The following is a 13324-nucleotide window of genomic DNA, read 5'->3' on the forward strand; positions in this document are numbered from 1 at the left end:
GGATGCGGTGCGTGGCGAGGCCGGGTGGCTCCCGGCCCGTGGTCCGGGTCGGTCCCGGGCTCATGAAGATGACAACGGCCGATCTGTGGCGGGAGTCACGCAGTACGACGAATCGAATCGAACCATCCGAAGCTCAGGGTCACCTCGCCGTCGGAATCGGACACTCAGCGTCAAGTCCCGGACGAGGAAAGGGACTTGTGCCGGTGAGGAGAGTCACAGGTTTACGGGACGACGGGTCGAAAAATCCGGAAATCAGCGAATGAATGGGGTGTCCGAAAATCGCTGATACCTTCGGTAACCTCGAACTGGCCTGCGGGGACGAGGAGTTGGTTGATACCTGCCCGCCACGGTGCCTAGATTCCTCCGCCGTGTGCAACGAGCACCGCTCGGGTACGTCCGTCGGCCGGATCGGCAGCAGCACCACGCCGGCCCGGTGCACAGCACCGGCGGACGGGGGCGGAGCGCGCCGACCGCGATCCCACGCGGGAAGCGAGCCCCGTCTCTTGGGGGACCCCGGGTCCGTCGAGAGGGAATTACATGTCCGAATGTGCCGATACCACCCGCGACCGCGCCCGTAAGACGCGTACGACGGCGGCTCTCGCCGGGGCGGTCCTGCTCGCCCCGCTCGGGCTGCTGACCGCGACCGGCACCGCCCAGGCGGCGGACGGCGGAGTGTGGGACCGCATCGCCCAGTGCGAGAGCGGCGGCAACTGGCACATCAACACCGGGAACGGCTACTACGGCGGACTCCAGTTCTCCGCCGGCACCTGGCGCGCCTTCGGCGGCACCGCCTACGCGCCGACCGCCGACCGGGCCACCAGGGACCAGCAGATCGCGGTCGCCACCAAGGTCCAGCGCGCCCAGGGGTGGGGCGCGTGGCCGACCTGCTCGGTACGCGCCGGCGCGTACGGCAGCGCACCCGAGGCGCCCGCACCCGCGGCGGCTCCCGCCGAGCCCGCTGAGAAGCCCGCCGGGAAGCCTGCCGGGAAACCCGCCGGGACGCCGGCGCGCACGGCGGGCCACACCGACCGCGGCGCCTCCCGCGGCGACTACACCGTCCGCGACGGCGACACGCTGAGCGCCATCGCCGGCCGGCACGGGACCACGTGGCAGCGGCTGTACGCCGCCAACAAGGCCGTCATCGGCGGGGACCCCGACGTCATCGTGCCGGGGCAGCGGCTGCGGCTCTGACGCGCCGACGCCGCCGAACGGGGGCTCCACCCGGTCCGCCGACCGGGTGGGGCCCCGCGCGCGTGGGGCGCGGCTCGCCGGGCCGGGCGCCGGGTGCTGCTTAGCGTGGGCCGATGTTGCGCACCCCGATGACCCTCACCCTGGCCGCGGCGGCCGCCGTGCTGACCGCGCCCGTTCCCGCCATGGCCCAGGCCGCGTCCCGGCCACCGGCCTCCGGACCGCAGGCCGCGACCCACGCGCCGCAGCACTGCCCGAAGGAGAAGTGGCCCTGGGGCTGTGTCGCCGACTGCGAGAGCAGCGGCAACTGGCACATCAACACCGGAAACGGCTACTACGGGGGCCTGCAGTTCTGGCAGCCCACCTGGGAGGCGTACGGCGGCCTGAAGTACGCCGCCCGCGCGGACCTCGCCACCCGCGAGGAGCAGATCGCCGTGGCCCAGAAGGTGCTGGCGGTGCAGGGCTGGGAGGCCTGGCCGGTCTGTTCGAAGAGATACGGCCTGAAAGGCCGGATGCACATCGTGAAACGTGGCGACACGCTCTCCGCGGTCGCCCGCAAGTACGGCGTCAAGGGCGGCTGGCAGGCCCTCTACAAGGCCAACAAGGCGACGATCGGCGGCAACCCCAACCAGCTGAAGATCGGTCAGATGCTCACCCTGCCCTAGGCAGGGTCCTCGCGGGGGCCGGTCCGGCGTCGCGGCTCGCCGCCCGTCCACCGGGGACGGGCGGCGAGCCGCCGCTCCCCGTTGTTCTGTCCCCCGCCCGGCGTACGAGCCCTGGATACTCGAGCCCATGCTCGATACCTCCGCCCGGCTGCTCCGGCTGCTCTCCCTCCTCCAGGCCCACCGCGAATGGTCCGGCGCCGAACTCGCCGAACGGCTCGGTGTCACCCCGCGCACGGTCCGCCGGGACGTGGACCGGCTGCGCGAGCTGGGCTACCCCGTGCACGCCAGCCCCGGCACCGGCGGCGGCTACCAGCTGGGCGCGGGCGCCGCCCTGCCGCCGCTGCTGCTGGACGACGACGAGGCCGTCGCGGTCGCCGTCGGCCTGCGCACGGCCGCCGGGCAGGGGGTGGAGGGCATAGGGGAGAGCTCCGTACGGGCCCTCGCCAAGCTGGAGCAGGTGCTGCCGCAGCGGCTGCGTCACCGGGTGGGCGCGCTCAACGCGTTCACCGTGCCGATGCTGCGCGGCCCCCAGCCGTCGGCCGTGGACCCGGCGGTGCTGACCGAACTGGCGGCGCTGTGCCGGGACGCGGAGCGGCTGCGGTTCGAGTACGCGGACCACGAGGGCGCCCGCAGCCGCCGTACCGTCGAGCCGCACCGCCTGGTGTGCTCCGAGCGGCGCTGGTACCTGGTCGCCTGGGACCTCGACCGGGACGACTGGCGCACCTTCCGCGTCGACCGCGTCACGCCGAAGCCCCCGCACGGCCCCCGGTTCACCCCGCGCACGCCGCCCGCCGAGGACCTGGCCGCCTATGTGTCGCAGGGCGTCTCCACGCGCGCGTACGCCGCACAGGCCGTGATCCGGGTGCTGGCGCCCGTCGAGGAGGCGGCCGCGCACATCTCGCCGTCCGACGGGACACTGGAGGCCGACGGCCCGGACGCCTGTGTGCTGCGCACCGGGGCCGCGAGCCTGGACGTGATGGTGATCCACGTGCTGCTGCTCGGCTTCGAGTTCGAGGTGCTGGAGCCGGCGGAGCTGACCGAGGCGCTCAGGGATGCCCGGGAACGCCTCGGTCGTGCGCTGGATCGGAGTGCCGGGGTGCCGGAGACGCGTACTCCGGGTGGTGCAGGTCGAACGCCGGGGAATCCGTGTGGATCCGCGGCAGCGCCGTGAAGTTGTGCCGCGGGGGCGGGCAGGAGGTCGCCCACTCCAGGGAGCGGCCCCATCCCCAAGGGTCGTCGACCTCGACCTTCGTGCCGTACTTGGCGGTCTTCCAGACGTTGTAGAGGAACGGCAGCGTGGACAGGCCCAGCAGGAACGCGCCGATCGACGAGATGGTGTTCAGGGCGGTGAAGCCGTCCGCGGCCAGATAGTCGGGGTAGCGGCGCGGCATGCCCTCCGCGCCCAGCCAGTGCTGCACCAGGAACGTGGCGTGGAAGCCGACGAACAGCGTCCAGAACTGGATCTTGCCGAGCCGTTCGTCGAGCAGCTTCCCGGTGAACTTGGGCCACCAGAAGAAGAACCCGGCGAAGATCGCGAAGACGACGGTGCCGAAGACCACGTAGTGGAAGTGCGCCACCACGAAGTACGAGTCGGTGACGTGGAAGTCCATCGGCGGCGACGCCAGGATCACTCCCGTCAGCCCGCCGAGCAGGAACGTCACCAGGAAGCCGGCCGACCACAGCATCGGCGTCTCGAAGGACAGCGAGCCCTTGAGCATGGTCCCGCTCCAGTTGAAGAACTTCACCCCTGTCGGGACCGCGATCAGGAAGCTCATGAAGGAGAAGAACGGCAGGAGCACCGCGCCGGTCGCGAACATGTGGTGCGCCCACACGACCACCGACAGACCGGTGATCGCCATCGTCGCGCCGACCAGCGCCATGTAGCCGAAGATCGGTTTCCGGCTGAAGACCGGGATGATCTCCGTGACGATCCCGAAGAACGGCAGCGCGATGATGTACACCTCGGGGTGCCCGAAGAACCAGAACAGGTGCTGCCACAGCAGCGCGCCGCCGTTCGCCGCGTCGAAGACGTGCGAGCCGAACCGCCGGTCGGACTCGAGACAGAGCAGGGTGGCTGCCAGCACCGGGAACGCCATCAGGATCAGGATCGAGGTGAACAGGGTGTTCCAGGTGAAGATCGGCATCCGGAACATCGTCATGCCGGGGGCGCGCATCCCGATGATGGTGGTGATGAAGTTGACCGCGCCGAGGATCGTGCCGAACCCGGCCAGCGCCAGTCCCATGATCCACAGGTCGGGGCCGACCCCGGGCGAGCGTTCCAGGCTGTTCAGCGGCGCGTAGGCGAACCAGCCGAAGGCCGCGGGCCCGGTCGGCACGACCAGCGAGCCGAGCACGATCAGCCCGCCGAACAGGAACAGCCAGTACGACAGCATGTTCAGCCGGGGGAAGGCGACGTCCGGGGAGCCGATCTGCAGGGGCATCAGCTCGTTGGCGAAGCCTGCGAAGGTCGGGGTCGCGAACAGCAGCAGCATGATCGTGCCGTGCAGCGTGAAGAGCTGGTTGAACTCCTGGTTGCCGACCAGCTGGAGCCCCGGCCGGGCCAGCTCGGCGCGCATCACCAGTGCCATCGCCCCGCCGATCAGGAAGAACCCGAACGACGTGATCAGGTAGAGATGGCCGATCTTCTTGTGGTCGGTGGTGGTCAGCCAGTCGATGACCACCCGGCCGCGCCTCCCGGCCCCGACCCGTCGCGCCGCCGCCGGTACGGTCTCCGTCCCCATGCCTCGCTCGCCCCTTCGCTCGTACGGGGTTTCTGTGACGGAACCGTGTATTCCGTGTGCGGAATCGGCCCTCGTCGCCCGCCCGGAATGGCAATGGAATGAGACCCGGGGGACAGTCCTCCCGGAACTTTCCGCCGGGCAATTCGGCGAGCCGTGCCGACACGCGGGAATTTCGTTCGAATACCTGCGGAAGGCGTACCGAACCGCTCGTCCGAGTGAGTGCACGCCGCACGGCGGTCGATGACACGGCGGCCGAAACGCGTGTCGTGATCCTGTGACAGAAGTGTGACCGGAGGGGGATCAGTGACCCAGGGTGTCCGGCCTCCCCTTCCCCGGCCGCCGGACAGCGCCTAGCGTGGCGGCATGGCACCGATTCCGACACCTTCCGCAGAACCCCAGGACAGCCCGGACGCCTACGTCGGCCTCGACGCGGACGCGGCCGAGCGGCGCGCCCGCGAACGGGGGTGGCCGACGGTGCGCGCGCTGCCGCCGGGAGCGATCATCACCATGGAGTACCGCGTCGGGCGGCTGAACTTCGAGGTGAGGGACGGCCGGGTGGCGCGCGCCTGGAAGGGCTGAGACCGCATGAGTGAGGCCCCGATCGTGCTGATCGGGGCCTCGCTCATGTGCTCTCAGCCGCCCGTCACCGGGCGCGCGGCCGGTGCCGTACCGCGGGGGAGGCGGTCGGAGTGCGGCGGACGGCGGCTGCCGGCTGGGGTGACCGGGGTGCGCTCCGAGCGGGCCGTGTGCGGGCCCGGGGCCAGCAGCCCCGACGCCCGGGAGGTGCGCGCGGCAGCCGGCGAGACGGTCTCCCGCACCGGCACCGGCTCCTCCTGCGCGGCCGGGGCGAGCGGCGTCGGCTGGGGCAGCGGGACCACGCCGCGGCGGCGGGCGCGCAGCCAGTCGCGCTGGGTGAACAGCCAGGCCTCGGCGGCGGCGATGGTCGGCTCCAGCCACGGCAGCGCCAGCAGCACCAGCAGGCCCGCGGCCCAGCCCAGCAGGACGTCGCTCAGCCAGTGCGTACCGAGGTAGACGGTGGTCAGGCCGACGCTGAGCGACAGCACCGCCGAGAGTGCCGACAGCCAGCGGCGGGCGCGCGGCGTGGACGCCAGATAGGCGAGGATGCCCCAGGTCACCACCGCGTTCGCGGTGTGGCCGGAGGGAAATATGTCGCTGCCGGCCTGGAACCAGTGCCACATCTCGTTGGAGCCGAGCTCGGTCGCGTAGTGCGGCCCCGAGCGGCCCAGCCCGTACTTCACTGCACCCACGGTCACGTTCAGCAGCAGCAGCGCCGCGCCGAAGGCGAGCAGGGGGCGCAGGGTGTGCTGCCGCCAGCAGCGCCAGCCGAGCCAGGCCGCGACCATCACGGCCGTCGGGCCGCGCTGGCCGAGGACCACCCAGTAGTCCAGGAAGGCGTGGATCTCCGGCCACTGCTGGTAGGGCCGGAAGAGCATGGCCTGCCAGTCCAGCCGGACCAGCCACGAGGTGGTCACCACGGCGAGGACGATCGTGAGGTAGAAGGCGAGCGTCGCGCCGAAGAGCACCACCCGGTGCCGCGTCATGCGCGGCACGTCGAGGACCGGCCGCTGCGGTTCGCGGTCCAGTCGGGCGAAGATCCGGTCGAGCCGGGTCGGCTTTGGTTCGGTACGCACCCAATCGACGTTACAGCGAGTGAGCTCACTTCCCCGCCGAATCACCGGGTTTGTAATGACGATGTGATGTGGGATTGCTCTCAGGCACACGTTTATTCCAGCGATTCCGCAATCCTCAGGACGTGTTCCCTTCAATTGTTTTGATCATTCCGCAGGGGCTGGTTTTGGCCTCCTTATGAATTCGTTCACCGGCGCATGGCGCGGAATTCGCCGGGCGCTCACCGGGCGCGCGCGGCCGGTCAGGGCGGTCCCGAGCCGTTCAGCCAGAACGCCCCGTACACCGCCGAGACCACCGCGACGCCCGCGGTGACCAGCACCGCCCGGGAGGTGCGCGGCCGGGCCAGGGCGAGCGCGAGCGGCAGCAGCAGCGGGAAGGCGGGCATCAGCAGGCGCGGCTTCGAGCCGAAGTAGCTCGACGCGCACAGCGCGAGGGCGGTGACGACCCCCGTGTACACCAGCAGCGGCAGCGGCTGGCGCTGCCGGACGCAGATCACGTACAGCCGGATCACCAGCCCGACCCCGACGATCAGTCCGGCGCCCGCCAGGGCCGAGGGGAGCGACGTGAACTTCTCCGCGACGAAGCGGGCGAAGGCGTAGCCGCCGTCGAAGCCGTTGCGCCAGCCCGCCTGGACGTCCAGGTAGCCGAGCGGGCCCTTGCCGGTGTGGTGCCCGACCCACAGCACATAGCCCGCGGCGCCCAGGGGCGCGAGCAGCATCCCGAGGGCGCGTCGCCACGCCTGTGCGCCCTCCCCGCCGGGGCCGTCGGCGGGGGAGGGGGCGTGGGCGGTGGCACGCGCGCCGGGGATGGGCGCCGCGCTTCCCGGCCGCGCGGATGGCCCAACGCCGCCCCGGCCCCGCCACTGCCGCGGGAAGGAAGGCGCCCCGGCCGCCACGAAAGAACGCGCCCCAGCCGTCATGGAGGACCGCGCCCCCGCCGTAATGAAGGACACCGCCCCCGCCGTCCACACCGCCGCCACCACCGCGAGCCCCACCGGCCGGGTCAGCCCGGCCAGCAGTGCCAGCGTGCCCGCCGTGAGCCAGCGGCCGGTGAGGACGGTGTACAGGGACCACGCGGCGAGCGCGGTGAAAAGGGACTCGCTGTACGCCATCGACTGCACGATGCCGACCGGCAGCACCGCCCACAGCAGCACCGCGCAGACCCCGGCCCGGCGGCCGTACACATGGTCGGCGACCGCGAAGACCCCCCAGGCCGCGGCGAGCGAGGCGACCAGGCTGACGACGAAACCCGCGTCGGCGTACGACAGCGGCGTCACCGTGTGCAGCAGCCGCTCCAGCCAGGGCAGCAGCGGGAAGAAGGCGAGGTTGGAGTGGATGTCGCCGTTCGGCAGGCGCACCTCGTAGCCGTAACCGAGCTCGGCGACCCTGACGTACCAGAGGGAGTCCCAGCGGGCGGTCAGCAGGGTGTACGCGCTCTTGTCGCGCGCGGCGCTCCACACGGCCAGCGCGAGCAGACCCAGGGCGCGGACGGCGGCGTACCCGAGGAGGGCCGGGGCCGCCCGGCGAAGGGTCGGGCGCGTGGGGCCTATGAGGTGCCTGGGGCGCGTTTCGAGGTCGGTCACGGGCTCAAGTATCGGCGGGAGGGGGAACCGGGCGGCCGGGCCCGGCGTGCTCCGTGAAGTACGGACGTGGTGTACGGAGCGGTTCAGCGAGTGGTGTACGCCACACCGGATCCGCCGGAAGTGTGAGAGCTCCACCACGTGACTCCGGCATGGACTCGCGTACGCTGACGTGTCACTCGCCATCCGTTGCGCGGGCCGGAGACCACCGCTCCTCCGGCCGAGTCGTGGGGGATTCCCCAACCCCGCGAGCCCGCCGATGCGAGGGAACATCTGGGAGGTACGTACATGTCCGGGACGACCACGGCCGCGGTCGGGACGCGCCGTCGGGCGGCCGGGGCCGGTGCCAACCGCTGGGTCGTCCTCGTCGTCCTCTGCGTCAGCCTGCTGCTGGTCGCCGTCGACGCCACCGTGCTGCACGTGGCGGTGCCCGCCGTCACCGAGGATCTGAAGCCCGGCGGCATAGAACTGCTCTGGATCGTCGACACCTACCCGCTGGTCTGCGCCTCGCTGCTGATCCTGTTCGGCACGCTCGGCGACCGGGTGGGCCGCAGACGCGTCCTGCTCCTCGGGTACGCCCTGTTCGGGGTGGCCTCCGCGCTGGCCGCCTTCGCCCCCGACGCCCAGGTGCTGATCGCCGCCCGGGCGCTGCTCGGCGTCGGCGGCGCGATGATCATGCCCGCGACGCTGTCGATCCTGCGCCAGGTCTTCCCGGACCGGCGGGAGCGGGCGCTCGCCATCGGCGTCTGGAGCGCGGTCGCCGCGGTCGGCGCGGCCGTCGGCCCGCTGCTCGGCGGGTTTCTCCTGGAACACTTCTGGTGGGGCTCGGTCTTCCTCGTCAACATCCCGTTGATGCTGGTCAGCCTGCCGGTGGGGCGGCTGCTGCTGCCCGAGTCGAAGGGCGACGGCAACGGCCCGTGGGACGTGGGCGGCGCGCTGATGGCGGCGGCCGGACTGTTCGGCGTGGTGCTCGGCGTGAAGCGGCTCGGCGGCGGGCAGGACGTGACGGGCCCGTTCACCGTCCTGCCGCTGCTGGCCGGCGCCGCCCTGCTGGCGCTGTTCGTGCGGCGGCAGCGGCGGCGGGCGTATCCGCTGGTCGACCTGGGGATGTTCGCCCGCGCGGCGTTCAGCACCTCCGTCGGCTGCATCGTGCTGGCGATGCTCGCGCTGGTCGGGCTGGAGCTGATCGCGGCGCAGTACCTCCAGCTCGTACTCGGGCTGTCCCCGCTGCAGACCGGGCTGCGGCTGCTGCCGCTGACCATAGCGGCGATGGCGGCGGGCCTGTTCGGGGCGCGGATGCTGCGCCGGTTCGGGCCGCGCCGGATGGTGGTCTCCGGGTTCTGTCTGACCGCGGCCGCGGTGGTGCTGCTGACCGCGCTGGGCCGGGAGGACAACGCCGCGCTGATGCTGTCCGGCTTCGTGCTGCTCGGATTCGGTCTGGAGACCACTCTCTTCGGGGCGTACGAGTCCATGCTGAGCGAGGCCCCGCAGGAGCAGGCCGGCGGCGCGGCCGCGATCGGCGAGACCTCCTACCAGCTCGGCGCGGGCATCGGCATCGCGCTGCTCGGCAGCGTGATGAACGCGGCGTACGCGCCCGGCCTCACCTCGGTGCCGGGCGTGCCGGCGTCCGCGTCGGCCGCGGCCGGCCACTCCCTGGGCGAGGCCTACGACGTGGCCGGGCGGCTCGGCGGCGAGGCGGGCACGGCCCTGCGCAACGCCGCCCGGGACTGCTTCGTTCACGGACTGCATGTGACGTTGCTGGTCAGCGCGGGTCTGCTGCTGCTCGGCGCGGTGATGGCGCTGCGGCTGCCGAGGGTGATGCACTGCGAGGCGACGGGCCCGGTGGAGCTGCCCGCGCCGCGCGAGGTCGCGGAGTCCCGGGTCTCCGCCTGAGCGTCCGGCACGGCGGGTGGGTGGACGTGGGGGAGACTGCGTCGTAGCGTCGCCCTGAATCCGAGACTAGCGGTGCTAGTTAAAAGCTGGTGCCGCCGCTCCAGAGCCGCCGGAGGGTGCCCCGTGTCCACGTCCGCGAAGTTGCCGCCGTTCGATCCCGCCGACCCGCTCGGCCTCGACGACCTCCTCGAACCCGAGGACCTGGCCGTCCGCGACACCGTGCGCGGCTGGGCGGCGGACCGGGTGCTGCCGTACGTCGCCGAGTGGTACGAGAAGGGCGAGCTGCCGCAGATCCGCGAGCTGGCCCGGGAACTCGGCGCGATCGGCGCGCTCGGCATGTCCCTCGACGGGTACGGCTGCGCGGGCGCGAGCGCCGTGCAGTACGGCCTCGCCTGCCTGGAGCTGGAGGCCGCCGACTCCGGCATCCGCTCTCTGGTCTCCGTGCAGGGCTCCCTGGCCATGTACGCCATCCACCGCTTCGGCAGCGAGGAGCAGAAGCAGACCTGGCTGCCCAGGATGGCCGCCGGCGAGGTCATCGGCTGCTTCGGGCTCACCGAGCCCGACCACGGCTCCGACCCCGCCTCCATGCGGACGTACGCCAAGAATGACGGCACCGACTGGGTGCTCAACGGCCGCAAGATGTGGATCACCAACGGTTCCGTCGCCGGGGTCGCCGTGGTCTGGGCGCAGACCGACGAGGGCATCCGCGGCTTCGCCGTGCCGACCGACACCCCCGGGTTCTCGGCGCCCGAGATCAAGCACAAGTGGTCGCTGCGGGCCAGCGTCACCAGCGAACTGGTCCTGGACGACGTACGGCTGCCCGCCGACGCGGTGCTGCCCGGCGCGACCGGGCTGCGCGGCCCGCTCAGCTGTCTGTCGCACGCCCGCTACGGCATCGTGTGGGGCGCGATGGGCGCGGCGCGGAGCTGTTTCGAGACCGCCGTCGACTACGCCAGGACGCGTGAGCAGTTCGGCCGGCCTCTCGGTGGCTTCCAGCTCACCCAGGCCAAGCTCGCCGACATGGCGGTGGAACTGCACAAGGGGATTCTGCTCGCCCATCATCTGGGGCGGCGGATGGACGCCGGCCGCCTGCGTCCCGAGCAGGTCAGCTTCGGCAAGCTCAACAACGTCCGGGAGGCCATCGAGATCTGCCGTACGGCCCGGACGATCCTCGGTGCCAACGGGATCTCGCTCGAATATCCCGTGATGCGGCACGCGACCAATCTGGAATCGGTGCTCACCTACGAGGGCACCGTGGAGATGCACCAGCTGGTGCTGGGCAAGGCACTCACCGGGCTCGACGCCTTCCGGTGAGCCGGTGGGGCCGAGGCGGGGCCGGTGGGCGGCCCTGCCTCAGCTCTGGTTGAAGAAACCGTCCGAGCGGTGCGCGGCCGGGTCGCCGCTCACGATCTCCGTGTTGGAGGGGGTCAGCAGGAACACGCGGGTGGAGACCCGCTCGATGGAGCCGCGCAGCCCGAAGATCAGGCCGGCCGCGAAGTCGACGACGCGCTTGGCGTCGGCGGGCTCCATCGCCGTCAGGTTCATGATCACCGGGACGCCGTCCCGGAACAGCTCGCCGATGACCCGTGCGTCCCGGAAGCTGTCCGGGGTGACCGTGCCGATCCGGCGGCCCCGCTCCTCGGCCGTGTCCGTGGCCACCTTCACCCGCGGGTCCGTGACCCAGGCGTCCCCGGACTCGTTCTCCTCGGAGTACTCGTCGTCGTAATAGCGCTCGTCATCGTTGTCGTCGACGAGGCCGAGCCAGGCACTCGCCTTGCGCACCGATCCCATGGACGCCTCCTCTCGCAGCGGTCTTTCTTCCTTTCCGCATCCCCATGGTCGTCCATGATGCGGATGTCGCGCCAAGTGGATAGACGCCGTGCGGGGGGTTTGTGACGGTACTGGTGCACAGCGAATCCGTCGAGAGGCCGGTTACCCCAAGGGTCCCGTCGTATGCGGCTGCTGACTGTGAGTGAAATATGATTCTTCCCGGCGGACGGGTGACGGGCACTGCGTACGGGTGAACAAAGTGGCCGATACGATGCGGCCGAATCCGCGTCACACGGCCCACGGGGGAGCCTCTTGTTCGGAATAGTCCGGCCCTGCAGTCATCGTCTCGGCGAACGCCTCAAGTCCGAGTGGATGGCGCATCTGTGCGGTCTCTGCCTCGCTCTGCGTGCCGACCACGGCCAGTTCGCCCGGGTCGTCACCAACTACGACGGCCTGCTCGTCTCGGTTCTGACAGAAGCTCAGGGCGAACGGGAGGGCGGCCGTTGGCGGCGTACGGCCGGGCCGTGCCCGTTGCGCGGGATGCGCACCGCCTCCGTCGCGCAGGGTGAGGGCGCCCGGCTCGCCGCCGCCGTGTCGCTGGTGCTCGCCTCCGCCAAGGTCCGCGACCACGTCGCCGACGGCGACGGACTGCTGGCCCGCCGCCCGGTGGCGCTCGCCGCCCGCCGGGTCGCCGACGGCTGGGGACGGGCCGGCGCCCGCACCGGATCGGCCGTCGGCTTCGACACCGCCGTCCTGGTCGACGCCGTCGACCGGCAGCTCGGCATCGAGGCGCTGGCCGGGCCGGGCACCCCGATCCTGACCGTCACCGAGCCGACCGAGACCGCCACCGCCGCCGCCTTCGCGCACACCGCGGTGCTGGCGGGGCGGCCGGGCAACGCCGAGCCGCTGGCCGAGGCCGGACGTCTCTTCGGACGGCTCGCGCACCTGCTGGACGCCGTGCAGGACAAGGAGGCTGACGCCGCGTCCGGCGCCTGGAACCCGCTCACCGCCACCGGCACCCCGCTCACCGAGGCCCGGCGGCTCGCCGACGACGCCGTGCACGGCATCCGGCTGGCACTGCGCGAGGTCGAGTTCACCGAGGGGCGGCTGGCGCACCGGCTGCTGGTGCACGAGCTGCCCGCCTCGGTCGACCGCGCCTTCGGCACCTCCTCCTGCGGGCACCGGCCGGAGGCGGCCGGGCCCTACGCCCCGCCCGGCACTCCCGGCGGACCGGGCGCGCCGATGCCCCCGGAGCCGCCGCGCCGGGACCGGCGGGGGCTGCTCGCGGGATGCGCGGTGTGGCTGGGGCTGGCCTGTACGTGCCGGCTGTGCTGCGGTGAGTACGAGGACCCGTGGAGCAGGGAGCACCGGCAGGGGCCCTGCGCCAACTGCGACTGCAGCGGATGCGGCGACTGCTTCAACTGCTGCGAGTGCTGCAACTGCTGTGGTGAGGACGGCTGCTGCGACGGCTGCGACTGCGACTGCGGCTGCGGCTGACGCACTGAGGGGAGGGGTGAGCGCGCGTGTGAAGGCAGGAAAGGGAGAAGAAGGAAAGAGATAAAGGGAAGGCGAGCAGGGAGTCGGCTCAACAGGAAGAGGACCACACTCGACCGAAGTCGATGTGGGAGCGCGTGACCAGCCACTGCTGCGGATGCATGGGCCAAGTGGAACAGGCGTCCGGACGACCCGTCAACCAGGCCTCGGAAAAATGAGATTCCCCGCTCACCATCCGGACGGCCTTGACAGTCCGGCCGATCGGGCCCGTACTCTCGACCGACGGCCCTGCTGAGGGGCTTGGCCGTCCCGTGTGAAGGCATCACCGTGTTCCACACACATCA

10 protein-coding genes and 1 pseudogene are annotated in these 13324 nt (G+C 71.7%); 7 read left to right on the top strand and 4 right to left on the bottom strand.

The annotated features are described in order from the left end of the window. Positions 1-537: 537 nt before the first annotated feature. The 3 genes from ACSU6L_RS29660 (at position 538) to ACSU6L_RS29670 (ending at position 3024) form a co-directional block, all read left to right on the top strand. Positions 538-1191, top strand: a complete 654-nt coding sequence (locus tag ACSU6L_RS29660) for a transglycosylase family protein (RefSeq protein WP_437061699.1) — start codon at positions 538-540, stop codon at positions 1189-1191. A gap of 113 nt (positions 1192-1304) precedes the next feature. Then, positions 1305-1853: a transglycosylase family protein gene (locus tag ACSU6L_RS29665; RefSeq protein ID WP_437061701.1), complete on the top strand. Its 549-nt coding sequence runs from the start codon at positions 1305-1307 to the stop codon at positions 1851-1853. Between the two features lie 127 nt (positions 1854-1980). Then, positions 1981-3024, top strand: coding sequence for a helix-turn-helix transcriptional regulator (locus ACSU6L_RS29670; RefSeq protein WP_437061703.1), 1044 nt, complete (start codon positions 1981-1983; stop codon positions 3022-3024). Here ACSU6L_RS29670 and ctaD read toward each other — a convergent pair. Further along, positions 2918-4594 (bottom strand): annotated as a pseudogene (gene ctaD / locus ACSU6L_RS29675) (aa3-type cytochrome oxidase subunit I); the annotation flags it as partial. The gene ACSU6L_RS29670 and the pseudogene ctaD sit on opposite strands and share 107 nt — an antisense overlap. A 363-nt stretch (positions 4595-4957) precedes the next feature. Here ctaD and ACSU6L_RS29680 point away from each other — a divergent pair. Beyond that, a complete protein-coding gene (locus tag ACSU6L_RS29680) occupies positions 4958-5173 on the top strand; it encodes an I78 family peptidase inhibitor (RefSeq protein ID WP_073942167.1) in 216 nt (71 codons plus the stop codon). Between the two features lie 53 nt (positions 5174-5226). On the opposite strand, the gene ACSU6L_RS29685 is transcribed toward ACSU6L_RS29680, so the two are convergent. Together ACSU6L_RS29685 and ACSU6L_RS29690 are read right to left on the bottom strand one after the other, a co-directional pair. Next, positions 5227-6246 carry a phosphatase PAP2 family protein gene (locus ACSU6L_RS29685; RefSeq protein WP_437061706.1) on the bottom strand — a complete coding sequence of 340 codons (1020 nt, stop codon included), beginning with the start codon at positions 6244-6246 and terminating at the stop codon, positions 5227-5229. Positions 6247-6485: 239 nt separating this feature from the next. After that, a complete protein-coding gene (locus ACSU6L_RS29690) occupies positions 6486-7826 on the bottom strand; it encodes a mannosyltransferase family protein (protein WP_437061708.1) in 1341 nt (446 codons plus the stop codon). Between the two features lie 285 nt (positions 7827-8111). On the opposite strand from ACSU6L_RS29690, the gene ACSU6L_RS29695 reads away from it, so the two are divergent. Both ACSU6L_RS29695 and ACSU6L_RS29700 read left to right on the top strand, forming a co-directional pair. Further along, entirely contained in the window at positions 8112-9716 is a 1605-nt protein-coding gene (locus tag ACSU6L_RS29695) for an MFS transporter (RefSeq protein WP_437061710.1), read from the top strand. A 123-nt stretch (positions 9717-9839) separates the two neighbouring features. Then, complete coding sequence (locus ACSU6L_RS29700; protein WP_437061712.1) at positions 9840-11030, top strand: acyl-CoA dehydrogenase family protein; 1191 nt, start codon at positions 9840-9842, stop codon at positions 11028-11030. Between the two features lie 39 nt (positions 11031-11069). Here the strand turns inward: ACSU6L_RS29700 and ACSU6L_RS29705 are convergent, their stop codons facing one another. After that, positions 11070-11507 carry a cell division protein SepF gene (locus ACSU6L_RS29705; protein ID WP_073942162.1) on the bottom strand — a complete coding sequence of 146 codons (438 nt, stop codon included), beginning with the start codon at positions 11505-11507 and terminating at the stop codon, positions 11070-11072. A 291-nt stretch (positions 11508-11798) separates the two neighbouring features. Between ACSU6L_RS29705 and ACSU6L_RS29710 the strand changes: the two genes are divergently transcribed. Then, a complete protein-coding gene (locus tag ACSU6L_RS29710; protein WP_437061714.1) occupies positions 11799-12983 on the top strand; it encodes a DUF5685 family protein in 1185 nt (394 codons plus the stop codon). Positions 12984-13324 lie beyond the last annotated feature (341 nt).

The sequence above is a fragment of the Streptomyces sp. enrichment culture genome (assembly GCF_964272855.1).
In the GTDB taxonomy this organism is placed as follows: domain Bacteria; phylum Actinomycetota; class Actinomycetes; order Streptomycetales; family Streptomycetaceae; genus Streptomyces.

What these genes read in the sequence shown, in the direction of transcription:
- ACSU6L_RS29670 (WP_437061703.1), top strand. Translation starts at nt 1,981, where the DNA reads ATGCTCGATACCTCCGCCCGGCTGCTCCGGCTGCTCTCCCTCCTCCAG.
- ACSU6L_RS29695 (WP_437061710.1), top strand. Translation starts at nt 8,112, where the DNA reads ATGTCCGGGACGACCACGGCCGCGGTCGGGACGCGCCGTCGGGCGGCC.
- ACSU6L_RS29665 (WP_437061701.1), top strand. Translation starts at nt 1,305, where the DNA reads ATGTTGCGCACCCCGATGACCCTCACCCTGGCCGCGGCGGCCGCCGTG.
- ACSU6L_RS29680 (WP_073942167.1), top strand. Translation starts at nt 4,958, where the DNA reads ATGGCACCGATTCCGACACCTTCCGCAGAACCCCAGGACAGCCCGGAC.
- ACSU6L_RS29660 (WP_437061699.1), top strand. Translation starts at nt 538, where the DNA reads ATGTCCGAATGTGCCGATACCACCCGCGACCGCGCCCGTAAGACGCGT.
- ACSU6L_RS29705 (WP_073942162.1), bottom strand. Translation starts at nt 11,507, where the DNA reads ATGGGATCGGTGCGCAAGGCGAGTGCCTGGCTCGGCCTCGTCGACGAC.